Source organism: Azospirillum himalayense (assembly GCF_042657465.1).
In the GTDB taxonomy this organism is placed as follows: Bacteria; Pseudomonadota; Alphaproteobacteria; order Azospirillales; family Azospirillaceae; genus Azospirillum; species Azospirillum himalayense.
In genome coordinates, this window is the sequence record NZ_JBHSLC010000028.1 from 36140 (window position 1) to 61401 (window position 25262).

26 protein-coding genes are annotated in these 25262 nt (G+C 67.4%); 19 read left to right on the forward strand and 7 right to left on the reverse strand.

Translation table 11 applies throughout. From position 1 onward, the window contains the following. Positions 1 to 153 precede the first annotated feature (153 nt). Entirely contained in the window at positions 154 to 576 is a 423-nt protein-coding gene (locus ACFPMG_RS15640; protein ID WP_376996028.1) for an AI-2E family transporter, read from the reverse strand. Further along, complete coding sequence (locus ACFPMG_RS15645; RefSeq protein WP_417281704.1) at positions 533 to 1216, reverse strand: phosphate-starvation-inducible PsiE family protein; 684 nt, start codon at positions 1214 to 1216, stop codon at positions 533 to 535. The genes ACFPMG_RS15640 and ACFPMG_RS15645 overlap by 44 nt, the downstream gene beginning before the upstream one ends. Positions 1217 to 1825: 609 nt before the next feature. On the opposite strand from ACFPMG_RS15645, the gene ACFPMG_RS15650 reads away from it, so the two are divergent. Further along, the gene (locus ACFPMG_RS15650; RefSeq protein ID WP_376996029.1) at positions 1826 to 2470 is read left to right on the forward strand and encodes a ParA family protein; all 645 of its coding nucleotides are present in this window, start codon (positions 1826 to 1828) and stop codon (positions 2468 to 2470) included. Then, positions 2463 to 3149 (forward strand): hypothetical protein, encoded by a 687-nt coding sequence (locus ACFPMG_RS15655; protein WP_376996030.1) that lies wholly within the window; start codon positions 2463 to 2465, stop codon positions 3147 to 3149. Before ACFPMG_RS15650 ends, ACFPMG_RS15655 begins: the two co-directional genes overlap by 8 nt. Positions 3150 to 3151: 2 nt before the next feature. Here ACFPMG_RS15655 and ACFPMG_RS15660 read toward each other — a convergent pair whose 3' ends face one another. The 4 genes from ACFPMG_RS15660 to ACFPMG_RS15675 all read right to left on the reverse strand — a co-directional run bounded on the left by ACFPMG_RS15660 (position 3152) and on the right by ACFPMG_RS15675 (position 7309). Then, a complete protein-coding gene (locus ACFPMG_RS15660; protein WP_376996031.1) occupies positions 3152 to 4051 on the reverse strand; it encodes a LysR family transcriptional regulator in 900 nt (299 codons plus the stop codon). A 154-nt stretch (positions 4052 to 4205) separates the two neighbouring features. After that, complete coding sequence (locus tag ACFPMG_RS15665; protein WP_376996032.1) at positions 4206 to 4448, reverse strand: hydrogenase maturation nickel metallochaperone HypA/HybF; 243 nt, start codon at positions 4446 to 4448, stop codon at positions 4206 to 4208. Between the two features lie 76 nt (positions 4449 to 4524). Continuing rightward, the gene (fdhF, locus tag ACFPMG_RS15670; RefSeq protein WP_376996034.1) at positions 4525 to 6696 is read right to left on the reverse strand and encodes a formate dehydrogenase subunit alpha; all 2172 of its coding nucleotides are present in this window, start codon (positions 6694 to 6696) and stop codon (positions 4525 to 4527) included. A 70-nt stretch (positions 6697 to 6766) separates the two neighbouring features. Continuing rightward, positions 6767 to 7309, reverse strand: a complete 543-nt coding sequence (locus ACFPMG_RS15675; protein ID WP_040136092.1) for a 4Fe-4S dicluster domain-containing protein — start codon at positions 7307 to 7309, stop codon at positions 6767 to 6769. Between the two features lie 549 nt (positions 7310 to 7858). Here ACFPMG_RS15675 and ACFPMG_RS15680 point away from each other — a divergent pair. From ACFPMG_RS15680 to ACFPMG_RS15735, 12 genes are read left to right on the forward strand one after another with little or no spacing between them, the layout of a single operon-like run. Continuing rightward, positions 7859 to 8464, forward strand: coding sequence for a 4Fe-4S dicluster domain-containing protein (locus ACFPMG_RS15680; protein ID WP_376996036.1), 606 nt, complete (start codon positions 7859 to 7861; stop codon positions 8462 to 8464). Continuing rightward, positions 8461 to 10488: a hydrogenase 4 subunit B gene (hyfB, locus tag ACFPMG_RS15685; protein WP_376996037.1), complete on the forward strand. Its 2028-nt coding sequence runs from the start codon at positions 8461 to 8463 to the stop codon at positions 10486 to 10488. Before ACFPMG_RS15680 ends, hyfB begins: the two co-directional genes overlap by 4 nt. A 12-nt stretch (positions 10489 to 10500) precedes the next feature. Next, complete coding sequence (locus ACFPMG_RS15690) at positions 10501 to 11439, forward strand: respiratory chain complex I subunit 1 family protein (RefSeq protein WP_376996038.1); 939 nt, start codon at positions 10501 to 10503, stop codon at positions 11437 to 11439. A gap of 19 nt (positions 11440 to 11458) precedes the next feature. After that, complete coding sequence (locus ACFPMG_RS15695) at positions 11459 to 12922, forward strand: hydrogenase 4 subunit D (protein ID WP_376996039.1); 1464 nt, start codon at positions 11459 to 11461, stop codon at positions 12920 to 12922. Between the two features lie 13 nt (positions 12923 to 12935). Continuing rightward, positions 12936 to 13589: a hydrogenase 4 membrane subunit gene (gene hyfE / locus ACFPMG_RS15700; protein WP_376996040.1), complete on the forward strand. Its 654-nt coding sequence runs from the start codon at positions 12936 to 12938 to the stop codon at positions 13587 to 13589. A 5-nt stretch (positions 13590 to 13594) separates the two neighbouring features. Continuing rightward, the gene (locus ACFPMG_RS15705; protein ID WP_376996041.1) at positions 13595 to 15220 is read left to right on the forward strand and encodes a hydrogenase 4 subunit F; all 1626 of its coding nucleotides are present in this window, start codon (positions 13595 to 13597) and stop codon (positions 15218 to 15220) included. After that, on the forward strand, positions 15217 to 16932 hold the full coding sequence (locus ACFPMG_RS15710; protein WP_376996042.1) for a hydrogenase large subunit: 1716 nt from the start codon (positions 15217 to 15219) through the stop codon (positions 16930 to 16932). The genes ACFPMG_RS15705 and ACFPMG_RS15710 overlap by 4 nt, the downstream gene beginning before the upstream one ends. A 12-nt stretch (positions 16933 to 16944) precedes the next feature. Beyond that, a complete protein-coding gene (locus tag ACFPMG_RS15715) occupies positions 16945 to 17535 on the forward strand; it encodes a formate hydrogenlyase complex iron-sulfur subunit (RefSeq protein WP_376996043.1) in 591 nt (196 codons plus the stop codon). Beyond that, positions 17532 to 18335: an NADH-quinone oxidoreductase subunit B family protein gene (locus tag ACFPMG_RS15720; RefSeq protein ID WP_376996044.1), complete on the forward strand. Its 804-nt coding sequence runs from the start codon at positions 17532 to 17534 to the stop codon at positions 18333 to 18335. Before ACFPMG_RS15715 ends, ACFPMG_RS15720 begins: the two co-directional genes overlap by 4 nt. After that, positions 18332 to 18799: a formate hydrogenlyase maturation HycH family protein gene (locus ACFPMG_RS15725; RefSeq protein WP_376996045.1), complete on the forward strand. Its 468-nt coding sequence runs from the start codon at positions 18332 to 18334 to the stop codon at positions 18797 to 18799. The genes ACFPMG_RS15720 and ACFPMG_RS15725 overlap by 4 nt, the downstream gene beginning before the upstream one ends. Then, on the forward strand, positions 18796 to 19254 hold the full coding sequence (gene hycI / locus ACFPMG_RS15730) for a hydrogenase maturation peptidase HycI (protein ID WP_040136076.1): 459 nt from the start codon (positions 18796 to 18798) through the stop codon (positions 19252 to 19254). The genes ACFPMG_RS15725 and hycI overlap by 4 nt, the downstream gene beginning before the upstream one ends. Before the next feature lie 43 nt (positions 19255 to 19297). Continuing rightward, a complete protein-coding gene (locus ACFPMG_RS15735; protein ID WP_376996046.1) occupies positions 19298 to 20206 on the forward strand; it encodes a formate/nitrite transporter family protein in 909 nt (302 codons plus the stop codon). Between the two features lie 62 nt (positions 20207 to 20268). On the opposite strand, the gene fdhD is transcribed toward ACFPMG_RS15735, so the two are convergent. After that, positions 20269 to 21135, reverse strand: coding sequence for a formate dehydrogenase accessory sulfurtransferase FdhD (gene fdhD, locus ACFPMG_RS15740; protein ID WP_376996047.1), 867 nt, complete (start codon positions 21133 to 21135; stop codon positions 20269 to 20271). A gap of 453 nt (positions 21136 to 21588) precedes the next feature. Here fdhD and hypA point away from each other — a divergent pair, with 453 nt between their 5' ends. The 5 genes from hypA to ACFPMG_RS15765 all read left to right on the forward strand — a co-directional run bounded on the left by hypA (position 21589) and on the right by ACFPMG_RS15765 (position 25183). Further along, on the forward strand, positions 21589 to 21930 hold the full coding sequence (hypA, locus tag ACFPMG_RS15745; protein ID WP_376996048.1) for a hydrogenase maturation nickel metallochaperone HypA: 342 nt from the start codon (positions 21589 to 21591) through the stop codon (positions 21928 to 21930). A 23-nt stretch (positions 21931 to 21953) separates the two neighbouring features. Further along, positions 21954 to 22235 carry a HypC/HybG/HupF family hydrogenase formation chaperone gene (locus ACFPMG_RS15750; protein WP_376996049.1) on the forward strand — a complete coding sequence of 94 codons (282 nt, stop codon included), beginning with the start codon at positions 21954 to 21956 and terminating at the stop codon, positions 22233 to 22235. Between the two features lie 43 nt (positions 22236 to 22278). Further along, positions 22279 to 22833, forward strand: a complete 555-nt coding sequence (locus tag ACFPMG_RS15755; protein WP_376996050.1) for a HupE/UreJ family protein — start codon at positions 22279 to 22281, stop codon at positions 22831 to 22833. Between the two features lie 713 nt (positions 22834 to 23546). After that, the gene (locus ACFPMG_RS15760; protein WP_376996051.1) at positions 23547 to 24071 is read left to right on the forward strand and encodes an RNA polymerase sigma factor; all 525 of its coding nucleotides are present in this window, start codon (positions 23547 to 23549) and stop codon (positions 24069 to 24071) included. A 101-nt stretch (positions 24072 to 24172) separates the two neighbouring features. Further along, the gene (locus tag ACFPMG_RS15765) at positions 24173 to 25183 is read left to right on the forward strand and encodes a FecR family protein (protein ID WP_376996052.1); all 1011 of its coding nucleotides are present in this window, start codon (positions 24173 to 24175) and stop codon (positions 25181 to 25183) included. Positions 25184 to 25262: the final 79 nt, after the last annotated feature.

Sequence of the window (25262 nt, forward strand, 5' to 3'; positions counted from 1 at the left end):
TCGATGGGGCATATGCGAGGCTGATTATACCCCTGCATCATTTTGCCGCCTTGACGGTCATCAACTTTCCGTCATTCGCCATCGACTGTCCGGAGGAGTTTCTTAATCTTGGGCTGGGTCCCTACATGAAGCGTTTTGGAACGCCCGATGCCCTCACCATCTTGAGCGCTGAATGGCGAAGCCCCGTGAACCGCGGCGGCCCGTTTCGCCATCGACTTGGACGTAGAGCTTGCGGACCAACACGAAGAGGACCACCGTCAGCGGCGAGGCCGGCAGCAAGCCCAGCGCCCCGAAGGCCAGCGCCATGGCGACGATGGCGAACAGGGTGAGCGGGGGCGGGATGGAGATCAGTTTCCGCGCGACCAACAACGTTACCACATTGCTCTCGATCTGCTGCGCGAGACCGTACAGCCCCAGACCATAGAGCGTCGTGCCCAGCCCCAAGGACGAGGCGACCGGCAGGGCCGGAATCGCCGAAGCGATCGGCCCCAAGAGGGGAACGAACTCCCCCAGTCCGGCGAGCAGGCCAAGATCATTCACCCGGGAACCGCGATGCCGGTTCGGAATCGCCGGCATCGGCTTCGCTTTCCCGGGGATCCCGCTCGCGCACCATCCAGTATACCCCGCCCAGCGCCAGCACGGCCATGGCCAGCCCCATCAAAGTGGCCGGTTCGGTCTTCGTGGCATCGATGATGATGAACTTGCGCACCAGCGCCAGAAGCGCGATCAGGACGACGGTCCGGAGTTGGATGACGCTCCGCCGGCGTTCCAGGATGCCCAGCAGGGAGTGTTTGAACTCCAGCGCGATGAGCACCGTCATGATCATGCCGAAGACGTTCTGGAAGACCGCTTGGTTGGCCGGATCCACAGCGTCGAGGAGGACCAACAGGACGATCCGCACCGTGAGGTGCCAGAGGGCGGCGGCGATGATGATGGCGATCAGAAACGTCAGGATCAGGCAGACGATCTGCTCGAACCGCTGGTAGAACGTCAAGGCGTCCCAGGCGCGTCGCGTTTTCCCGAAGATTTCCGAGTATGCCACCATGGACTCCCATGTGTACGGATGCGACGAGGTTGAACGGACGAACGTGCGCCGGAGCCGGGATACCGGATTACGCAGCGTCGTCGATGTGCAGCGACGCCCGGGCGACGCCGCAGCCGGCCCGCCTGACGGCGCCGTCTCGAAAGTGGGTCGTTCGGCCTCCCTTCGATCCATCCGGGACCCCACCCGGCGCGTCCTCACGCGGTTGACTGCCGGGATCGGGCGCACACTCCGCGTCCCACCGGCAAAGCCATGCCTGCCTCACGCAAATGCCCATGGGGGAAACCGCAGCAGAACGGTTGCGCCATCTTAGTCGTGCGACAGGCAGTATCATGGATCCCGCCGGAGGCGACCATCCGGCGCTTCCCTAAGGGAAATCCCGCAGAGGCTCCGCCTCTTGTCCACAGCGCGCGTCCAGGTCTGCCGAACCGATTTTTCGTCACCGATGGCAAGCCCCGCGTGATGGATCGACGTGAAGTCCGTGGGATCGTCTCCGTGGGATCGTCGATGCCTTGGCCGCAGCCGGTGGCCCACAGGCCCAGGCCCGGCCCAAGTTCCCGTCCAAAACCCGACCCAGGTGATGACCACCTCCACGGCGGCGCCCGCCGATTGGGACGAGACCTCACCGCGTGATGGTGTGGGGACAAACGGCCGGTCGCTCGAGTCCGCATCTTGACGGCCCTTCCCCCATCGCGCACCTTTCGCCCAAAGACGTCATCAAGCTCCGTTTTCTGAGCGGTTGAGGTGCCGCCGGCCTGTCCGGCGAATCCGGCAGGGGTTGCAATGGGCCAAATCATCACCGTGGGCAGCAGCAAGGGCGGCGTCGGCAAGACGACGCTCGTCAACGCATTTGCCGAATTCCTCAGGCGCCGCGGCGCGTCGGTGTTCTGCATCGATGCCGATCCGAACAAGAACCTGAGCGGCTGGCTGTCCGCCACCGGGAGGACGGAGTTCCGGGTGGTTCAAGCCGACGATCTGGTGCAGGTGGCCAATGAGGTGTCGGCCGGCAACGACTTCCTGCTGATCGACGTGCCGGGCGCCAACAGCACGGCGCTGGTCAACGCGATCGACATCTCGTCGCTGGTGCTGATCCCGACCAAGGCCGATGCCAAGGACGTGGTGGAGGCGTTCCGGACGTACCAGCATGTGGTCAACGCCATCACCAAGGCCCGGCGCTTTTCCCCCAAGGCGTTCATTCCGGCCGCCGCCGTGCTCTCGCAGATCGACCGTCGCGCGAGCGTCGACCAGGTCGCGCGCAGGCAGCTTGAAGGTTTGTCGATCCCGACGCTGAAGGCGGACCTGGGGCTGAAGGCGTCGATCAACCACGCCAGCTTCGCGCAGAAGCCGGCGCCCTATTCCGCCATGTCGGACGACATCGAGGCGATCGGCGCGGAGGCCTTGGCTCTGCTGGAGACCTTCCGTGGCTAAGCGCGAGGGAAAGGTCGCCGGAAAGGACGTCGAGGTGGCGCGCAAGCCGCGCTTGCGCAAGCCGAAGGAGCCGCCGCCCTCCCTGGCGATGTCGGCCTACCTCACCACCGTGATGGCCGAGGCCGCGCCGCCGGTCGAGCCGCCCCCGCCGGAACCGGTCGCGCTGACCGGCGACGTCTTCCCTCCCCTTCCCGAAGGCCGCATTCCCCGGACGGTGGACGAGTTCCTGACCCGGATCGCGGAGCTGTGGGAGGACGCGCAGCAACGTTTCCTGCGCATCGGGGAACTGTTGTCGCTCGCGGAAAGCCGCCTGGGCGAGGACGAGCGCGCCGCGCTGGCCGAAGGGTTGAACCGGCGTTTCGGGAAATCGGCCCGATCCCAGCTTATGAGCGCCTACCGGGCGATTCGGGACGAGGTGGTTCCTTTGGAAATGGCGGCGACCGGCTACGGCACCGTCTACATGCTGGCCCGGCTCACCGATTCCGAACGCCGGCAGGCGGAGGAGCGCGGTCTGCTGCGCCCGGACGTCCGGCAGTCCGAAATCCGCGCGTTCTGGAAGTCCGTGAGAACGCCGCCCTCCTCGGCCGCCACGCGGCGCGCGGACCTGGAGGCGCGCCGCGCGAAACTGCTCCTCGAGATCTCGAGGATCGACGACGAACTGGCGCGTTTAATCGATTAAACCTAGGCGGCCGTTGCCATCTCGGGAGCGAGGCGGCGTGCGTCGGCAATCAGCGCCGCGGTCAGCGGCGGTTGCGGATCGCGCCGGGAGACCACGAGACCGATCAGGGTCGACAGTTCCGGCGCCACGATGGGAATGGCACGGATGGTGGGGGGCAACAGCAGCGAATCCGCCATGATCCGCGGCATGATCGTCGACCACATGCCGGTGCAGAGATGATTGGTCAGCACGATGATGGAATTCGATTCGAGCATCGGTTCGGCATGAACCCCCGCTTCGGCGAAGGCGCGGTCGATGATCCGCCGGTTCTGCATGGTGGTGTTCAGCAGGCAGAGCGGCAAGGTCGCCGCCTCCTCCCAGGTGACGCTGTCACGCGCGCCGAACGGGCCGTCGGCCGCCGTGATCAGATGGTAGCGTTCATAGTAGAGCGGCACCTCGTCCACGTTGCCGAGCGGTTCGTTGTCGAGGTAGGTGATCCCGGCCTCCGCCTCCAGATTCTCCAGCTTGGACAGGATCTCGGTGGAGCTGTGGGAGGCGATGGTGATCTTGATGCCGGGGTGCATCGACCAGACGGTGGCGGTCAGCCGCTGGACCATCGGCAGCGCCGTCGGCACCACCACCAGCCGCAGCGTGCCCGTCAAGCCCTGTTTCATCATCTCGACATCGGCGCGCATCGCCTTGTAGTCGCCGACGATGCGCCGCGCCCAGTCCAGCACCCGCTCCCCCTCGGCGGTGAAGCCGATGAAGCGTGCGCCGCGATCGACCAGCGGCACGCCCAGGGTCGTTTCCAACTGCTTGATCGCGGCGGACAGATTCGGCTGCGACACCCCACAGACCTGAGCCGCGCGGCCGAAGTGCTTTTCCGTGGCCAGCGCGATCAGAAATTCGAGCTTTTCCTGCATGCCGGGCCTCCTTCCCCACGATTGCCGCAGCGTGGATCGGGAAATTATCAATCACGACCCGAGCAATATCATTGATACGCATCACCTGTTCGCGCCTCTCCGCGGGTTGCCGCAGCGGCAATGCGACGCATCGTAGGCGTACGAATCATCACCCTCACGACACCTCCATCTCGACCAGCCGAAACGCCTCGCCCGGCGGCTGGTCGATCCGCAGCTCGGCCCCCTCCAGGAAGGTGTCGCGGCTGAGCAGGTCGAAGGCGTGGCGCAAGGCGTCGGGCTGCACCCGGCTTTGCCGACCGACCGACAGGCTGACGCGGACCACCCGGCCGAAGGGAGCGGCCTCCCGCGCCTTCATCGCCTGCTCCAGCAGGGATTGGCAAAGAGCGATCTCATGCATGGGCTGGCTCCCGTAAAAGCCGGGGATCGCCCCGCCCGTCCCCGAAAGGAAAGGCGGGGCGATCGGTCCCCCGCGGTCAGGCGTAGGCCGGAGCCTTCTTCGTCGCACGGGTCACCGCGTTGCTGAGGCCGCCCTTCAGCTTCGCGTATTCCTGCTGGACGTAATTCTCGGCCCAGACCTGATCGGCGATGGCCTCCACACGGACGGCGGCGTATTTGTATTCCGGCGTCTTGGCGATGGGATCGACGGCGTGGATGGTCAGTTCGTTGCAGGCGCCGATCCACCACTGGTAGGTCATGTAGACGGCCCCCTTGTTGGTGCGGTCGGTCACGCTGGCCCGGCTGATCACCTTGCCGCGGCGCGACGACACCCAGACCAGCTCCTGGTCGCGGATGCCCAGGGCCTTGGCGTCCTTCGGGTTGATGGTGACGTAGCCGGGCTCGTCGGCCAGCGTCTGCAGGGCGGCGCAGTTGCCGGTCATCGAGCGGCAGGAGTAGTGGCCGACCTCGCGCACCGTGCAGAGGATCAGCGGGAACTCCTCGGTCAGCTGGTCCCGCGGCGGACGCCATTCGGTGGCGAACAGCAGGCCCTTGCCGCCCGGCCGCTGGAAGACGTTGCCCTCGTAGAGATACTTGGAGCCCGGCGAGCCGACGTCGCGGCACGGCCACGGCACGGCGCCCAGCCCCTCCATCTTCTCGTAGGTCACACCGTAGAAGATCGGGCACAGCTCGCGCAGCTCGTCCCAGATCTCCTTGGTGTTGTTGTAATGCATGGGATAGCCCATCGCCGTGGCGAGCAGGCTGATGATCTCCCAGTCGTGCTTGACGTCGCCCTTGGCGTCCACCGCCTTGGTGAAGCGCTGGAAGCTGCGGTCGGCGGCGCTGAACACGCCCTCATGCTCGCCCCAGGAGGTCGCCGGCAGGATCAGGTCGGCGAACATCGCCGTCTTCGTCATGAAGATGTCCTGGACGATGACGAACTCCATCGCCTCGAACCCCTTGCGCACCAGCGCCAGGTCCGGCTCGGTCTGGGCGGGGTCCTCCCCCATCACGTACATGGCCTTCAGCTTGCCGGTCTCCGCCAGATGCGGCACGTCGGTCAGGCGGTGGCCGATCTGGTCGGGCAGCGACTCGACGCCCCAGGCCTTGGCGAACTTCGCGCGCACCTCCGGGTCGGTGACCTTCTGATAGCCGGGGAACTCGGTCGGCAGCACGCCCATGTCGCAGCTGCCCTGCACGTTGTTCTGGCCGCGCACCGGGCCGACGCCGACGTTCGGACGGCCAAGATTGCCGGTCAACAGCGCCAGCCCCGACAGGCCCTTCACCACATCGACGCCCTGGCCCCATTGGGTGACGCCCATGCCCCAGAGGATGGTGGCGGAGGGTGCGGCGGCGTAGATGCGCATCGCCTCGCGGATGTCCTCGGCGGGCAGGCCGGTGATCGCCTCGGCGTATTCGGGGGTGTATGTGTCGACGATCTTCTTGTACTCGTCGAAGCCCTCGGTGTGGTTGGCGACATACTCCTTGTTGTAGAGCCCTTCGTTGATCAGGACGTTGGCGAAGGCGTTGACCAGCGCCATGTTGGAGCCGTTGTTCAGCGGCAGCCAAAGATCGGCCAGACGCGCCGTCTCGATCTTGCGCGGGTCGCAGACGATGATCTTGGCGCCGCGCTCCTTGGCCTTGATGATGCGCTTGGCGATCACCGGATGGCTGTCGGCGACGTTGTAGCCGAAGACCAGGACGCATTTGGTGTGCTCGATCTCGGGGATCGAGTTGCTCATGGCGCCGTTGCCCAGCGTCACCTGCAGGCCTGCGACCGACGGGCCGTGGCAGACGCGCGCGCAGTTGTCGACGTTGTTGGTGCCGAGAACCGCACGGGTGAATTTCTGCATCACATAGTTGGTCTCGTTGCCGGTGCCGCGCGACGAGCCGGTGGTCATGATCGAGTCGGGGCCGTATTTGGCCTTGATTTCGCTGAGCTTCGTCGCGGCGTATTGGATCGCCTCATCCCACGACACCGCCTCGAAGGCCGCGTCGCGGCTGCGGCGCAGCATCGGGTTGCGCAGGCGCGGCGTCAGGATCTTGGTGTCGTTGATGAAGTCGTAGCCGAAATAGCCCTTGAGGCAGAGTTCTCCCTCGTTGGTGACGCCGTTCAAGGGTTCGGCACCGACGACCTTCCCGCCCTCGACCAGCAGATTCAGTTTGCAGCCCGTACCGCAGTAGGGGCAGACCGCCATATGCTTTTCCATCTCGACCTCGATGTTCGCTCGATTGTGCCGGCTGTGCGCCGGCCGCGGTGATGGGGGTGGTGAAGGAGGGTCAGGCCGCGACTTCGGCGGCTTCCTGGGCGGCGCGCTCGCGCCGGCGGCGCAGGGTCTCGTCCATCGCCTCCCGGTCCATCAGGGTCAGGGCGCTGGTGGGGCAGACCGACACGCAGGCCGGGCCGGCGTCGCGGCCGACGCACAGGTCGCATTTGTGCGCCTGCGCCTTGACGCCCAGGCTCAGCGCCATGCCGGCGAACTGCCGGACCGCCGGCACCGTCACCACGTCCATGACGCCGAACGGGCAGGCCAGCACGCAGTTCTTGCAGCCCAGGCAACGCTCCTGCTCCACCTGCACGCTGTGCTGGCGGTAGACGATGGCGTTGTTCGGGCAGGCGTTGACGCAGGGTGCGTCCTCGCAATGGTGGCACATCACCGCGGTGCTGACGTCGGCCGTCCTCACCATGCGGATGCGCGGCTTGAAGGTGTCCGGCGCCAGCCCTTCGACGCCGGCGCCATCGGAATGGGCAAGCGCACAGGCGACCTCGCATGTGCGGCAACCGATGCATTTGCTCGGGTTGGCAGTGACGAATCTGTTCATTCCCGTCGTCCTCGTTGGCAGCCGGAGGGGGCCGTCGAACGGCCCCGCCCCGGCATCGCTTCACTGGTCCCTGGTGTTGCGCGCCGGTTGGCCGCATCCGGCGCCGGTGGCTTTGCGACCGATTGAAATCGCTTATCGACCGATCTTTAAAAGTAATCGACGCCGATAAGCCGATCCTATCGAGTATCTTCTCTCATTTATCGGAATTAACGGGAGGCCATTCGACAATCAAAACGTCTTCGAACTTCCCGTCTTTGTGTCGCACACCTTATACCTACTTTTTTTGCGTGTCCAGTTGACATCGCGCCATCCAGGGGAATAGCGTATTGAAGTCAACGATGGCGATTATGAATCACCGTTGCTCTGACAAAGATTCGCAACAGATGGCTCTCCTTCTGCCACACCGTCCGTGACAACAGGCGGCTGCGGGGGCGTGCGCGAGCCAATACTGTCTTCTTATTGGTCGATCAGGTTTTCTTATCAGGACTTTCAAAACAGATCCTGATTGGCCGATTCGACGCACCCGCCCGGGAAGCCGGAGGTCTGGACATGAATCGCTTCGTTATCGCGGAACCGAGAAAGTGCATCGGGTGCAACACCTGCATGGCGGCCTGCACCGAGTCCCATAAAAAGCAGGGGCTGCAGGCGCATCCCCGGCTGGCCGTCATGCGCACCGGCGACGACACCGGGCCCGTCCTCTGCCACCAGTGCGAGGACGCGCCCTGCGCCCGCGTCTGTCCGGTCAACGCCATCACCCATGGCGCCGACGCCATCCTGCTGGACGAGCAGGCCTGCATCGGCTGCAAGATGTGCGCGCTGGCCTGCCCCTTCGGCGCCATCACGCCCAGCGGCACCGGCATCGCCGGGGTCGCCGGCATCGCCGCCGCCACGCCACGCCACTCGGCGGCGCTCGATCCGCTGCTGGCCTGGGAGATCGGCGTCCGCAGCGTGGCGGTGAAATGCGATCTCTGCGCCTTTTCCGGCGACGGGCCGGCCTGCGTGCGCGTGTGCCCGACCGCCGCCCTTTACGCGGCAGACGCCGATGCCACCCGCCAGGCGGCCGCCGTCAAGCGCACGCTGGCCGCGATGGCCGTCAGCTCGACGCCGGTCAGCCTTGAAACGCCGCTCGCCTCGCTGGAGGGGCTGGACCCATGATTCCACTCTCCCTGCTTATCATGTCGCTGCTGCTGTCCTGCGGCGGCGGCATCCTCTGCCTCCTCCTGAAGCGTCGGGAGGGGGACATCCGTCTTGGCGGCAGCGCCGTCGGCGTCACCGCGGCGCTGGCCGGGCTCGGCGCCGGGCTGACGGCCATCGGCGCCGGCCAGCCGGCCGTGCTCGACGCCGCCGGCCCCTACCCCTTCGCCCATTTCGTGCTGCGGCTCGACCCGCTGGCCGGCCTGATGATCGCAGTCATCTCGCTGCTGTCGCTGGTCGCCTGGATCTACGGCTTCGCCTATGTGCGCGAATACGCCGGGCGGGGAGTCGGGGCGATGAGCTTCTTCATGAACGCCTTCATCGCCTCGATGATGCTGGTGGTGGTGGCCGACAACGCCTTCTGGTTCCTCATCTTCTTCGAGATGATGTCGCTGGCCTCCTACTTCCTGGTCATCTTCGACCAGGACGACGAGGCGGTGGGCGCCGGCTTCCTCTACTTCCTGGTCGCCCATGGCGGCTCGGTGCTGATCATGGCCGCCTTCTTCCTGATGGCGAACCAGGCCGGCAGCTTCGATTTCGCCGCCTTTCGCGCCCATCCGCTGCCGGCCCCGCTGGACAGCGTGGCCTTCCTTCTGGCCTTCGCCGGCTTCGGCGCCAAGGCCGGCATGATCCCGCTGCACATCTGGCTGCCGCGCGCCCATCCGGCCGCCCCTTCGCACGCCTCGGCGCTGATGTCGGGCGTGATGATCAAGATCGGCGTCTTCGGCATCGTCAAGGTCGGCATCGACCTGCTGGCCGCCAGCGCCGGGCCGGCAATGCTCGGCTGGGGCCTGCTGGTGCTGGCCTTCGGCGCGGTGTCCTCGGTGCTGGGCGTCGTCTACGCCCTGGCCGAGCACGACATCAAGAAGCTGCTGGCCTACCACTCGGTCGAGAACATCGGGATCATCCTGCTGGGCGTCGGCACCGGCATGATCGGCATGGCGATGCACCAGCCGGTGCTGGCGGTGCTCGGCCTGATGGCCGGCCTCTACCACCTGCTGAACCATGCGGTGTTCAAGGGGCTGCTGTTCCTGGGCGCCGGCTCGGTCATCTTCCGCATGCACAGCAAGGACATGGAGGAGATGGGCGGGCTGGCCCGCACCATGCCCTGGACCGCCCTGTCCTTCCTGGTCGGCGCGCTGGCCATCTCGGCGATCCCGCCGCTGAACGGCTTCGTGTCGGAATGGTACACCTACCAGGCGCTGTTCGCCGCGGCGCTGGAGGGCACCCCGCTGGTGGCGTTCGCCGCCCCCATCGCCGCCGTCATGCTGGCGCTGACCGGCGCGCTGGCGGTGATGTGCTTCGTCAAGGCCTACGGCATCATGTTCGCCGGTGCCCCGCGCAGCCGCAAGGCCGAGGAGGCGCGCGAGGCGCCGGCCGCCATGGTCGCCGGCATGACGGTGCTGGCCGTCGCCTGCGTGGCGCTCGGCCTGCTGGCTCCGCTGGTGGCGCCGGTGATGGGCCGCATCGCGGCGGCGACCATCGGCGCGGCTCCGGTCACGCTGGCGGTCGGCGCCACCCTGCTGCCGGGTGACGCGCAGCAAGCCACACTCTCCACCCCGCTGATCGCCATCCTGCTGATCGCCATGGCTTTCCTGCCGATCGGCCTGAAGGCGGCCTTCGCGGCCAAGCGCGGCGGCGACCGCAAGGTGGCGGCCCCCTGGGCGGCCGGCTATCTGCCGGACCATCACATGCCCGCCACCGCCGGCAGCTTCGCCCAGCCGATCCGCATGTTCTTCGCCCCGCTCTACACCATGCGCCGCGTGATCGCCGGGCGCTGGACCGGCATCGCGCTCGGCTTCGAGCGGGTGGTCACGCTGGCGCGCCGCACCGAACCGCTGGCCGACCGGAGCGTCATCGCCCCGATCGTCGGCGTGGTCGACGCGGGCGGCAAGCGGCTGCAGGCCATCCAGGGCGGCGATTTCCGGATCTACTGCCTCTACATCGTCGCGGCGCTGATCGCGCTGCTGGCGCTGGCCGTCTGACGGGAGGACGCCATGCTGACCTTCTCACACGTCATCCTGGGGCTGTTCCAGGCGCTCCTCCTGCTCGCCGCGGCACCGCTGGTCTCCGGCCTGTCGCGCATGGTCCGGGCAAAGCTGCACACCCGCCACGGGCCGGGCCTGCTGCAGGACTACCGCGACATCGCCAAGCTGCTGACCCGCCAGGATCTGACCCCGCCGAACAGCGGCTTCGCCTTCCGCGCGATGCCGGCGGTGATGCTGACGACGGTGCTGGTCATCGCCATGGGCATCCCGATGCTGACCCGCTTCACGCCGGTGGCGCCCATCGGCGACCTGATCACGGTCATCTATCTGTTCGCGCTGGCCCGCTTCTTCTTCTCGCTGTCCGGCATCGACAGCGGCAGCTCCTTCTCCGGCATCGGCGGCAGCCGCGAGCTGACCATGGGCGTGCTGGTGGAGCCGGTGATGCTGCTGTCGCTGTTCGTGGCGGCGCTGCTGGCCGGCTCGACCAACCTCGGCGCCATCGGCACCGCCATCGCCGACGGCCATGTGCGGTCGGCCACCGCGACGGTGATCGCCGCCCTGTCCTTCGCCTACGCCATCTACATCGAGCTGGGCAAGCTGCCCTACGACATGGCGGAAGCCGAACAGGAGCTTCAGGAAGGCCCGCTGACCGAATATTCCGGCCCGTCGCTGGCGCTGATCAAATGGGCGATGGCGCTGAAGCAGACGGTCGTCGTCGCCTGGTTCGTCGGCGTCTTCCTGCCCTTCGGCAGCGCGCCCGAGATGACGGTCTTCGGGCTGCTGTTCGGGCTGGTCGCCTTCGCCATCAAGCTGGTCCTGATCTTCGCCGCGGTCGGCGTGGTCGAGAACAGCGTCGCGCGCGTCCGCTTCCGCCTGACTCCCCAGCACAGCTGGGTCGGGGTCGGCGCCGCCTCGCTCGCCTTCGTCTTCTATCTGGTCGGCCTGTGAGCCGGCGAGGGGCAGCATCATGATAACACTCCCCACGGAACCGCTCGGGCTGTTGGCGCTGGCCGCCATCCTTGTCCCCTTCGGCGGTGCGGCGGTGATCGCCGCATCGAAACGGGCCTCGGCCAAATGGCTGTGCCAGGGCTTCGCCGCCGCCACCGTCGCGGTGATCGCCATCCTCGCGATGTCGCTGCTCGGCGACGGCAAGATCGGCGGCACCTACGAGCTGATCTCCTTCGGACCGGTCTCGATCCTCGGGCTGGTGGTGGACAGCGTCAGCGTCCTGATCGCGCTGGCGGTGATCGCCATCGGCCTGCTGGTGGCGGTCTATTCCGCCGCCTATCTAAATGCCGGCAACCGCGAGCACCCCGACATCGGCCGGCGGCGTTTCTACGCCTTTCTGCTGGTGTTCATCGGCGCGATGACCGGGCTGGTCTTCAGCTCCACCATCATCGGTCAGCTCGCCTTCTTCGAGCTGACGGGCGCCTGCTCCTGGGCGCTGATCGGCTATTACGAGTCGCCCAAGGCGCTGCGCTCGGCGGCCAAGGCGCTGCTGGTCACCCATGTCGCCTCGCTCGGCCTCTATGTCGCGGCGGCGCTGCTGTTCCTGTCGACCGGCACCTTCGCGCTCTCCGCCATCGCCGATCTGGCGCCGGGGATGAAGGCGGTGGTCCTGCTGGCGATCCTGGTCGCCGCCTGGGGCAAGTCGGCCCAGCTTCCCTTCCACATGTGGCTGCCCGACGCCATGGAGGCGCCGACCCCGGTCAGCGCCTACCTGCACGCGGCCTCCATGGTGAAGGTCGGCGTCTACATCTTCGCCCGCGGGCTGATGTCGTCCGGCGGGGCGCCGGAGATCGTCGGCTGGGTCGGTTCGATCATGGCGGTGCTGACGCTGGTCTACGGCTTCTTCATGTACCTGCCGCAGGTCGACCTCAAGCGCCTGCTCGCCTATTCGACCATCACGCAGCTCGCCTACATCCTGCTGGCGCTGTCGCTGTCGGTCTTCGGCTCCGACCTCGCCTTCAAGGGCGCCATCGCGCACATCTTCAACCACGCCTTCGCCAAGACGCTGTTCTTCCTGGTGGCCGGCGCGCTCAGCTACACCGCCGGCACCCGCCTGCTGCCGTCGCTGCGCGGCATCGTCACCAAGTCGCCGCTGCTCGGCGTCGCCTTCGTCTGCGCCGCTCTGGCGATCACCGGCGTGCCGCCCTTCAACGGCTTCTTCAGCAAGTTCGCCATCTTCGCCGGCGGGTTCGAGGTCGGGGCGCAGCATTGGGCGCTGCTGCTGCTGGTCGTCATCGCGCTGGCGGAATCGGTTGGCTCCTTCGCCTGGTTCCTGAAATGGCTGGGCCATTCGGTGCCCGGCAAGCCGTCCACCACCATGGCCGCGGCGGCCCCGCTGCCGGCCGGCATGAAGTTCGTGCTGGTCGCCCTGGTGGTGATGACGGTGGTCTCAAGCTCCATCGCCGCCTCGTGGCTCGGTTGAGGGGGGAACGGTCATGAACGGATTTCTCATCGTCAACGGCCTGTCGGGCCTGCTGATCGTCAGCTCCCTTCTGGTCACGCTCGCCGGAAACCCGGCCAACTCCGCCCGCTTCTACGCGCTGCAGAGCTTCATCCTGGTGATGCTGTTCGTGGCGCTGGCGGGGGCCACCGGGTCGGGCGAGCTGTATCTCTGGTCCTTCACCGCGCTGCTGACCAAGGTGATCCTGGTCCCGGCGATCATGTATCGGACCTTCCGCCGGCTCAGCGATCCGGCCATCGGGTCGGGGGCGGTGATGCCGACGGCGTTGTCCATCGTCGGAGCCGCGGTCACCGTCATCCTGTGCTTCGGCGTCGCGTCCAAGGTGACGCTGCCGGCGGCCGACGCCATCAAGCCGGCGCTGGCGGTATCGCTCGCCCTCTTCTTCATCGGGCTCGGCTGCATCGTGGCGCAGCGGAACATCCTGAAGCAGGTGTTCGGCTATTGCCTGATGGAGAACGGGTCGCACCTGACCCTGGCCCTGCTGGCCCCCAACGCGCCGGAGCTGGTGGAGATCGGCATCGCCACCGACGCCATCTTCGCGGTGGTGGTGATGGCGGCGCTGGGGTCGCGGATCTTCGACACGCTGCACACGCTCGACGCGCGCCAGCTCACGAGTCTGAAGGGATGACCGCCATGGTACCCTCGATCCTTCCCCCCCTCCTCCTGATCGGTCCGCTGGCGGAGGCGGTGTTCCTGCTGACCCTGCCCTGGTTCAGGGAATCCCTGCCCGAGACCCTGGCGACCGACCATGGCAGCGTGGCGCTGCTGGAGCGCATCCATCTGGGCTCCATCGGCTATGTCTTCCTGCTGAGTGCCGCGGCGCTGGTCCAGGTGCTGTCGAACGGCGCCATCGCCGCCTTCGGCGACTGGCTGTTCGTCGACGCGCTCGGCGCCGTCTTCATGATGCTGATCGGCGTGGTCGGCCTGCTGACCGGCCTCTACTCCATCGCCTACATCCGGCACGACCTGGAGGCCGGCCTGATCGACGCCGGCAAGGTCCGGGTCTACTACGGCTTCTTCAGCCTGTTCCTGTTCACCATGCTGCTGGCGGTCACCGCCAACAACATCATCATGATGTGGGCGGCGATCGAGGCGACGACTCTCGGCTCCGCCTTCCTCGTCGGGCTGTACGGGCAGAAGTCCTCGCTGGAAGCCGCCTGGAAATACGTCGTCATCTGCACGGTCGGCGTCGCCTTCGGCCTCTACGGCACGGTGCTGGTCTTTTCCAACGCCGCCGACGTGCTGGCCGACCCGCACCAGGCGGTGCTGTGGACGGCGCTGGTCGGCCACGCCGGCGAGCTGGACCCGATGCTGGTCAAGCTGGCCTTCGTCTTCGCCCTGATCGGCTTCGGCACCAAGGCCGGCATCTTCCCGATGCACGCCTGGCTGCCCGACGCCCATTCCGAGGCGCCGAGCCCGGTGTCCGGCCTGCTGTCGGGCGTGCTTCTGAAATGCGCGCTGCTGATCGTCATCCGCTTCTACGTCATCACCGTCGGCACGGTGGGCGTCGGCTTTCCGCAGATGCTGCTGCTGACGCTGGGCGTGCTGTCGGTCGGCGTGTCGTCGCTGCTGTTCTTCGTGCAGCAGGACCTGAAGCGCAAGCTGGCCTATTCCAGCATCGAGAATGTCGGGCTGATCGTCGTGGCGCTCGGCGTCGGCGGGCCGCTCGGCATCGCGGCGGCGCTGCTGCACGCCATCAACCACAGCGTCACCAAGGCCCTGTTCTTCTGCACCGCCGGCAACGTGCTGATGAAGTACGGCACCCGCGACCTGCGGGCCGTGAAGGGCGTGCTGCGGGCGGCCCCGGCCACCGGCCTTCTGATGATGGCCTGCGCGCTGGCGTTGGCCGGCTTCCCGCCCTTCAACATCTTCGTCAGCGAATTCATGGTCTTCATGGCCGGGCTGAACGAAGGCTACGGCTGGGTCATGGCGCTGGTCGCGCTCTTCCTGTGCATCACCATCGCCGGGCTGGTGAAAATCGTCGCCGACAGCGTGCTGGGCAAGAGCCCGGAGACGATGGCCAAGGGTGACGTCGGCTGGAGGGCGCTGGCCCCGCTGGGCATCCTGGCGGTGCTGGTGCTGACGCTGGGCTTCGCCGTGCCGCAGCCGCTGTCCGATCTGGTCCAGCAGGCGACCGCGGTGGTGATGAACGGCGACAGCCGCCCGGTGGTCGCGGCCCCCTGGCAACAATACGACACGGTGCGCGCCGGTGGTCTTCTGGTGACCGGCAGCCTCTCGCAGACGGAGATCTCCAAATGAACCTCTTCACTCCGGAACGGGTCGGGAGCGGCACCATCGCCTCCCTGCGCGAGAGCCTGCCCCACGCCATCCTCGACGAGTCCTGGCAGACCAGCGCCCAGGTGACCATCACGGTCAAGCCGGTGTCGCTGCCCGACGTCGTCGCCAGCCTCTACTACGACCACAACGGCTGGCTCTCGGTGGTCGTCGGCAACGACGAGCGGCCGCTGAACGGCGCCTACGCCGTCTACTATGTCCTGTCCATGGAGGGCGCCGACCGGTGCCATGTGGTGGTGCGCTGCGAGGTGCCCGCCGACACGCTGGAATTCCCCTCCGTCACCCCACGGGTGCCCGCCTGCGTGTGGGGTGAGCGCGAGGTGCGCGACATGTTCGGCCTGCGCCCGGTCGGGCTGCCCGACGAACGCCGCCTCGTCCTGCCCGACGACTGGCCGGACGAGCTGTACCCGCTGCGCAAGGATTCGATGGACTACCGGCTGCGGCCGGCGCCGACCAGCGACGACGAGACCTACCAATTCATCAACGAGGCCAAGCAGGAGACCCGCGTCGTCCCGCTGGGGCCGCTGCACATCACCTCCGACGAGCCCGGCCACTTCCGCCTGTTCGTCGACGGCGAGGACATCATCGACGCCGATTACCGCATGTTCTACGTCCACCGCGGCATGGAGAAGGTGGCCGAGACGCGGATGGGCTACAACGACGTCACCTTCCTCGCCGACCGCGTCTGCGGCATCTGCGGCTACGCCCACAGCGTCGCCTACGCCAGCTCGGTGGAGAACGCGCTGGGCATCGCGGTGCCGCCGCGGGCGCAGGCCATCCGCGCCATCCTGCTGGAGACCGAGCGGATGCACAGCCATCTGCTGAACCTCGGCCTCGTCTGCCACTTCATCGGCTTCGACACCGGCTTCATGCAGTTCTTCCGCGTGCGCGAGAAGGCGATGACGCTGGCGGAGCTGCTGACCGGCGCCCGCAAGACCTACGCGCTGAACCTGATCGGCGGCGTGCGCCGCGACATCCTGGGCGACCAGCAGGCGAAGACCCGCGAGCTGGTCGCCGAGCTGCGCGACGACGTGACCCGGCTGGTCGAGGTGCTGCTGTCCACCGCCAACGTCAGCGGCCGCGTCAAGGGCGTCGGCCGGCTCGACCCGCAGATCGCCCGCGACTACAGCCCGGTCGGGCCGGTGGTGCGCGGCAGCGGCCACCGCCGCGACACCCGCGCCGACCATGCCTTCGCCGGCTACAAGCTGCTCGACATGCCGGTCCATGTGGAGCAGGGCTGCGACGTACTGGCCCGCACGCTGGTGCGGGTGTCGGAGTTCTTCGACAGCCTGTGGATCATCGAACAGCTGCTCGACAAGGCCCCGGCCGGCCCGGTGCTGAACGAGGACTTCACCTATGTCCCGCACAAGTTCGCGCTCGGCTTCACCGAGGCGCCGCGCGGCGAGGACATCCACTGGTCGATGACCGGCGACAACCAGAAGCTCTACCGCTGGCGCTGCCGCGCCTCGACCTACAACAACTGGCCGGTGCTGCGCTACATGCTGCGCGGCAATACGGTGTCGGACGCCCCGCTGATCGTGGGCAGCATCGACCCCTGCTATTCCTGCACCGACCGCGTGACCGTGGTGGACGTCCGCAAGAAGCGCTCCAAGACCATCGCCTACAAGGAGATGGAGCGCTACTGCCGCGAACGCACGGACTCACCGCTGAAGTGACGGGGGCGACCAATGCTCAAGCTACTCAAGGAAATCCTCCGCACGGGCGAGGCGACGGTCAAGTACCCCTTCGCCCCGATGGAGGTCTGCAAGGACTTCCGCGGCAAGCCGGAACACCGGGCGGAGGACTGCATCGCCTGCGCGGCCTGCACCGTCGCCTGCCCGGCCAACGCCATCCAGATGGAAACCGACACCGCCGCCGGCAGCCGCACCTGGTCGATCAACTACGGGCGCTGCGTCTTTTGCGGCCGCTGCGAGGAATCCTGCCCGACCGGCGCCATCCGCCTGTCCGCCGATTTCGAGCTGGCGGTGGGCAGCAAGGCCGACCTGACGCGCAAGGCCGTCTTCACGCTGGCCGGCTGCGCCTGCTGCGGCACGCCCTTCGCCCCGGCCAAGGAGGTCGATTATGTCGCCCGCCTGCTGGGCCAAAGTGCCCGCAGCGCCGAGGAGGCGGAGCGGCTGCGCCTGACCGCCGCGACCTGCCCGGCCTGCAAGCGCGCCCAGGACGTCCAGCAGATCGCCGGCATGGGGATCGCCCGGCAAATGGACGCCGGGCATTCTGAATCCGAACACGCGGTCAAGGAACGGGAGACCACGCCATGAACGCCCCACTCGCTTCCAACGCCCTGGTGGCGGAGATGTCGCCGGTCTCCACCAGCGACCAGATCGCCACGATGAAGACGGCGCTGCTGAAGAACATCCAGCGCTCCGCCTACGTCTACCGCGTCGATTGCGGCGGCTGCAACGGCTGCGAGATCGAGATCTTCTCGTCCATCACCCCGGTGTTCGACGCGGAACGCTTCGGCATCAAGGTGGTGGCCTCGCCCCGCCACGCAGACATCCTGCTGTTCACCGGGGCGGTGACCCGCTCCATGCGGATGCCGGCGCTGCGCGCCTACGAGGCGGCACCCGACCCGAAGATCGTCGTCTCCTACGGCGCCTGCGGCTGCACCGGCGGCATCTTCCACGACCTCTACTGCGTCTGGGGCGGCACCGACAACATCGTGCCGGTGGACGTCTACATCCCCGGCTGCCCGCCGACGCCGGCCGCGACCATCCACGGCTTCGCCGTGGCGCTGGGCCTGCTGGAGCAGAAGCTGAAGGCCGAAACCCACGTCGAGGCCGCGGGCGAGGCCGCCGCCCTGCCCCACCCCGACATCCCCTACGCGCTGCGGGTCCGGCTGGAGCGCGAGGCGCGGCGCATGGCCGGCTACCGCCAGGGCCGCACCATCGTGGAGGCGTTCATGGCCCTGCTGGAAGGGCATGCGAACGCCCCCGGCGCCTTGACCCTGCCCGACCGCATGACGGCGGCCATCACCGCGGAGCGCGACCCGCGCCGCGCCGAGATCATCGGACGGCTGGCCGACGTGGTGCAGCGGACCATCCGGGGAGAGGCGTCATGAGCCCCATCGCGCACGCCGATCCCGGCTCCATCCCCGGCCTGCGCAGCGGCCGCGGCCGGGAGCCCGAGGTGGTGTTCTACCAGTTGAACGCCAAGGTGCTGGAGCGCAAGGAGGACATTCCGGAGGACGCCCGGCAGGTGGTCTATTATTCATTGGCCATCGGGCATCACATCGGCGTCTTCGACTGCTTCAAGCCGGCCTTCCGCTGCACCACCGCGCTGTTCGACCGCGTCCTGGACACGCTGAAGGACCATGAGGACGCACACCGCAAGCTGTCCGGCCTGCTCCGCTTCGGCGAGATCACCGTGGACAGCTCCCACACCCGGCCGCTGCTGGCGGCCATCGCGGCGGCGCGGCCGACCGCCCCGCCCGATGTGGCGGCGTGGCTGGACGGGCTGGGCGCGGCGCTGGAGGCCATCCGGCGCGAACCGGCGATCTATCTGATGGGGAGACGGCTGTCATGACCGATGTCGTGTTCACGGTTGGGAACGTCCTGCGCGGCGACGACGGCGCCGGCCCGCTGCTGGCCCAGCTTCTCGACGAGGAGCCCGCCCCCGGCTGGACCGTGGTGGACGGCGAGGATGTCCCGGAGAACCACACCCACCACGTCCGCTCGCTGGCGCCGCGACGGGTGTTGATCGTCGACGCCGCCGACATGCAACTGCCGCCGGGCGCGGTCCGGCTGATCGAGCAGGACAGCGTCGCCGAGCAGTTCATGGTCACCACCCACGCCATCCCGCTCAACTTCCTGATCGACAGCCTGCGCGAGACCGTGCCGGAGATCCTGTTCCTGGGCATCCAGCCGGAGGACACCAGCTTCTTCGCGCCGGTCACCAGCACCGTCCGCCACTCCGTGGAGGCCGTTCACGACCGGCTGGTCCGCGGCGAGGGATTTGAGGCCTACGAGACGGTGGGCTGATCCGGTATTCGGGGCAACTCAAGACATGTGAAGGAATTTCGCCATGGCGGATCTTGCATCGAAAGACACGCCGGTTCTCGGCATGGACGCCTATGCGCCCGCCGAGATCCAGGACAAGGTCGAAAAGCTGGGGGTGAAGAAGGCGACGATGCCGTTCCTGCCCAGCTTCATGCTGGCGGTGGTCGCCGGCGGCGGCATCGGGTTGGGCGGCATGTTCTTCGTCATCGTGCTGGCCGACCCCGCCCTCAGCTTCGCGGTCCAGCGGCTGCTGGGCGGGCTGGTCTTCTCGCTCGGCCTGTCGCTGGTCATGGTCGGCGGGGCGGAGCTGTTCACCGGCAACTGCCTGATCGTGATGGCGCGGGCCAACGGCCAGATCAGCACGGCCCAGGTCCTGCGCAACTGGGCGACGATCTGGATCGGCAACGCCGTCGGGGCGATCGGCCTCGTCGTCCTGATCTACCTGTCGCACCACACCGAGATGAACAACGGCGCGGTCGGCGCGGCGGTGCTCAAGCTCGCCATCGGCAAGATCGCCCCGGACGCCGTGACGATCTTCTTCAAGGGCATCCTGTGCAACCTGCTGGTCTGCCTGGCGGTGTGGCTCGCCTACGCCGGCCGCACGGTGACCGACAAGATCGTCGCCCTGACCCTGCCGGTCGCCGCCTTCGTTGCCGCCGGCTTCGAGCACTGCATCGCCAACCTGTATTTCCTGCCGCTGGCCTATCTGCTGAAGGTGACGGGCCATGTCCCGGCCGGGCTGGACGTGTCGATGATCACGCCGGGCGGCATCCTGCACAACCTGCTGTTCGCCACACTGGGCAACATCGTCGGCGGCTCGGTGTTCGTCGGCGGCATCTATTGGCTGATCTACCGCAAGGGCCTCGGCGGCCTGACCCCGCTGCCGCCGCGCAAGACGCTGCCGTCGATCGGTCAGCCGGCGGCGACCCATTGACCAAAAAAACACCGCGGGCTGGCGATGAACCAGCCCGCGGTGTTTTTTGATTCAGATGCGGTTCACGCGGGCGTCGCGACCCGTGACGGGACGGCGTAGACCGTGAGACGGCTTTCGCGCACGAAGGCGACGACCCCCACCCCCACCGTCGCGGCGAAGCCCAGGCACAGAGAAGTCGGGGCGGAGATGGCCGCGATCAGCGGAATGCCGGCGGCGGCCGTCTTGTGGACCAACTCGAAGGAGCAGCGGCTCGACACCACGACGAAGCCGCCGGTGGGGTCGATGCGGGCGCGGGCCAGCGCCCCGATCAGCTTGTCGAGCGCGTTGTGCCGGCCGACGTCCTCGCGCACCGCCACCAGTTCGCCGTCGGGACGCGCAAAGCCGGCGGCATGGACCGCCCCGGTCTCCCGATTCAGGCTCTGCCCCGACGGCAAGGCCGCCATGGCACGGCGGATCGCGTCCGGCGCGAAGCAGGCGGTGGAACGGACCGGATCGAGCGGCCTCAGGGTTTCCGCGAAACTGTCGGTGCCGCAACGGCCGCAACCGGAACCGCCCATCAGGTTGCGCTTGCGGCGCAGCAGGGCGGCAAGCCGTTCCACCGGCAGCTGCATGCGGATGCGGACTCCGTCCGTCAGCTCGTCGATGGCGGTGACGGCCAATTCGTCGGCGCTGCCGACGATCCCTTCGCTGAGGGAGAAGCCGGTGGCGAAATCCTCCAGGTCGGTGGGCGTCGCCAGCATGACGGCGAAGAGGTCGTCGGCGTACAGCAGCCCGACGGGCACCTCGTCGACGATCTTCTCCTCCCGCCGGTCGATGCCCGATCCGGTGCAGACGGTCGCCGGCACCAGCCGGAATCCCTGGTGGGACAGCGGGCGAGCCGGGGAAAACGGCGTGGAGAGCGGGGCCGGACAGGTGGTTGCGTGTTCCATGATGTGGCCGAAACTCTGGCTGTGGCGGCACGGCCGGACCGGCGTCCGCTGTCCAACTCTGCACCCAACCGTCACGCAGCGACATGCGACATTCCGGCTCACCACAAATATTCAACGGGAAACTCAGAATAGGTCAGACTTATTGCGTCATAAAAACTGATTATCAGTCTAATTTCTTCAATAAAATCCGCGGCGACTTCTTATTTTATGTTTGCAACACTCATCGATCAGTGATATTTCTTGGGAAAATCTCAAACAAACCGCCTTTTTGGGCGGCCTTCCAGCGACCCGCCATCTCGGTTTTCCAACGATGACGCCCCAGGGCATGGTCGATCCGCCGCGGAGTTTCCCGACCAGGACCCGAAGCCACCGGCTTCCGGTGCATCGCTGACCAGCACGGAACCGGCGCCTTTCACGGATCGGGACCACCGGATCTCACAGCGGAGAAGGACGATGCATGAGCTTTCCTTGTGCGAACGGTTGCTGGAAATGCTGCAGGAGGCGTCGCAGCGCCACGCCTTCCATCGGGTCACACGGATCAAGCTGGCGGTGGGCCAGTTCGCCTGCGTCGATCCGGACGCTCTTCGCTTCGCCTTCGACGTGATCAGACGCGACACGCTGGCGGACGGCGCGACGGTCGACATCCACCAGCCGCCCGGCTTGGTCTGGTGCGAGGACTGCGCCGGCGAGAGGGAGGTTCCGACACGGATCGCCCCCTGCCCGGCCTGCGGCGGCCTGCGCCTGACCCCGCGCGGCGGCAATGACCTGACGCTTGTGGAACTGGAAGTGGCGTGACCGCCGCGACAAGGAGCCCTGCCATGTGCCTTGGAGTCCCGGCCAGGATCATCGCCATCGCCGATGCCGGGCGGAGGCTCGCCATCGTCGACATCCTGGGCGAACGGCGGGAGGTCGACCTGTCCTGCATCGCAGAACCGGGCGAAGCCCTGTCCGATCAGGTCGGGCGGTGGGTCCTGGTCCATCTCGGCTTCGCCCTTTCCCGCGTCGAGGAAGCCGACGCACGGGTCACCCTCGACCTGCTTCGCCAAATCGACGAGGCGGAAGCCGGGAAAGGGCACCTGAAGGCCTCCCTGCTCGCCTGACCAGAGCGACGCGGCCGGCCGAACCCAACAGGAGACTGTTCCTATGAACCGGTTGATTTCCGCCGGCCTCGCCGGCGTTCTTTCGATGGCGCTGGCCCTGCCGGCGGCCGCCCACACCGGCCATGCCGGCGACGCGATGTTCGTTCAGGGGCTCCTCCACCCGCTGACCGGCATCGACCATCTGCTGGCCATGGTGGCGGTCGGCGTCTGGGCGGCGCAGAATGGCGGCCGCGCGCTCTGGCTGCTGCCGGCGGCCTTCATCGCCATGCTGTCCGCCGGTGCCGGGATCGGCATGGCCGGGATCGAGCTTCCGGCGGTCGAAGCCGGGATCGCCGCCTCGGTGGCAGTGCTCGGGCTGCTGGTGCTGGTGAACAAGCGCGTGCCGGCCACCGCCGCCGCGCTCCTCGTCGGAGCCTTCGCCGTCCTGCATGGTCATGCCCATGGCACCGAGATGCCGCAGACCGCAGACCCGATCCTCTACGGCCTGGGCTTCGTGCTTTCCACCGCGATTCTGCACGGCACCGGCATCGCCCTCGGTCTGGTCCGCCATATCCCGCGGCGGCGGTTCGCAACCCGCGCGCTGCAGCGGCCGGAGTGAGGCGAGCACACACCAACCCCACATCAGAACAGGCAGCGAGTTTTCTTCAAGCCGCGCTCTCACCGACCCCTTTTGCACCAGGGGCGGCGAGGCCGCGGTCTTATCCGGCCTTGCTCCGCGCGGCAGCCGCACGGACGGTTCTGTTGCAGCGTTTGCGCGGAGCCGCGATCGGGCGGCCTTCATCGCCCCCTTGTCCGCAATCGCGGCCCAACGTTGCTGAGCCAAGCCGCTGAAGGAGGCATCCGCGCGACGAAGTTCGAAACACCCGGACTCATGACGTCGCTCACCGGCGGTGAGAAGGAGTATGTGCTCCGCGTCTACAGCCCGGAGGACTGGCTGCAACATGCCGCATCGACGACGATCGGAAATCCACTCGATAAATATAGAATATTTCATTATTAGCGTACCCATTGTGTATAATAGCGACTGGGAGCGCCGGCGCGTTCCGAACAGGTCAGGCGCCCGACACTCGAAGCCGCATCGGGTCCTGCACGGTCACTCCGCGCCGGCTCGACAAACCGCCATCACGTTGACGGCGCCTTTGATAATAAGAACAGTTCGCATTGCGGGTTCGATGCGGCTATACCGGTGTGACCGGCATCCCAGGCGATGGCCCCACGGGCGCCGGTTTCCTCGCATCCGTCATTCCGCGTATCTGTGACCGACACCGTCCGCCCACCGCTGCCCGATGACACCCATTCCTGGGGCGCCCGATGACGGGCCCCGTAGGCACTTGGGCGCGCAAGATCGCGGAGTTGTTTGATGCGCATCGATTGCGCGTGGAGCGCGCCATCGCGCGGCGGACCGGGGATCCGCAAACGGCGGGCGATCTCGCACAGGATGCCTTCCTGAGGCTGGCCCGTCTGCCTGATGGCGAGGCGATCCAGAATCCGGCCGGTTTGCTGTATGTGGTGGCCGACCGCGTTGCGTTGGACCATTGCCGGGTTGCCAAGCGCCAGCGCCTGCGTGAGGCCGGTCCGCCCGACGAGGAGTTGCCCTCCCCCGGCCCCGGTGCCGACATGGTGGTGGAGCGGAACCAGACCATGGCCCGGCTGCGCGGCGCCATCGACACCCTGCCGCCCAAAACCCGTGACGTGTTCCTTCTTTACCATGTCGAAGGTTTGACCTACCGCGCCATTGGTGAACGGCTTGGCATCTCCCCCCGCACGGTGGAGTACCATCTGCGCACGGCGCTGGAGCAGTGCCGCGCGCACATGAAGCGGCGGCCGCTGCGATGATGGACAGCGCCAAGGTCCCAACGGGTGATTTTCTTTGAGGGATCGGCCGCCCTCGACCGTCTATCCAAACACGAGGCAACAGGAGCGCTCAGCGGGACGCGATGGATCATCAGGATGGACAGCGCAGCGAGCCGGCGGACGGCGGACCGGACGAAGACCGGCTGTTCTCGGAAGCCAACGCGTGGCACTTCCGCCTGCAATCCGACGACGTCAGGCCGGCGGAACGCGCTGCCTTTGCCGAATGGCTGGCCCGCAGTCCGGCTCACTCCCACGCCTGGACCGGCCTCCAGACCCTCCTTCACGACTTGAAGGAACCCGCCCGCGCCGCTTATGCCGGGTCCCGCATCGCGCCGCCCCGCCGACCCGCGGCGACCGGCATGCGGCGCCTTGCCGCGGCGATGACGATCCTGCTGGTGGTCGGCGGCCTCGGCGTCTGGCGCGGACCGACGCTTTACCAGAATGCCATTGCGGATCAGGTGACCTCGACCGGACAGCGCCGGACCCTGACGCTGCCGGATGGCTCCACGGTCGATATGAACGGCGACACCGCGCTGGCGCTCGATTATCGAGATGGCGAGCGGCGCGTCCGGATTCTGCGCGGCGAGGCGTGGTTCCAGGTCACGCGCGACCCCGACCATCCCTTCGTCGTCGATGGCGGGGCGGGTGCCGCCCGTGTGCTGGGAACCCAATTCAGCGTCCGGCGCGAGAACGACCGCACGACGGTCACCGTGGGCGAAGGGCTGGTGGAGGTCGCCGCCCATCGGAACGCCGACGGCAACGCCCCCTGGCCCGACAGCGTCCGCCTGCACCCCGGCGAGAGCGTGGAGGCCGACCCTCACGGCCTGACCGGGCCACGGGCGGTGGACCCCGCCGTCGCCTTCGCGTGGCGCCAGGGCCAGATCGTCTTCCGCCAGCAGTCGCTCGCCTCCGTCATCGCGGCCCTGAACCGGCAATGGCCGGGCCGGGTGGTCCTGCTGAACGGCGAAGCGGCGGAGCGAGTCGTATCCGGCGTCTTCGCGCTCGACCGGCCGGACGCCGTGATCGACGCGCTGGAGCGCGGTCTGGGCGTGCGCGCCACCCGCATCACCCCCTACCTGACCCTGCTCCGCTGAAAAAAATCGGCGGGACCTGAAAAAACTTCCCAGGGTTCTCCGCGTGCCCGTCGTCATGTCCGGGAAAGGAGAGAATGAG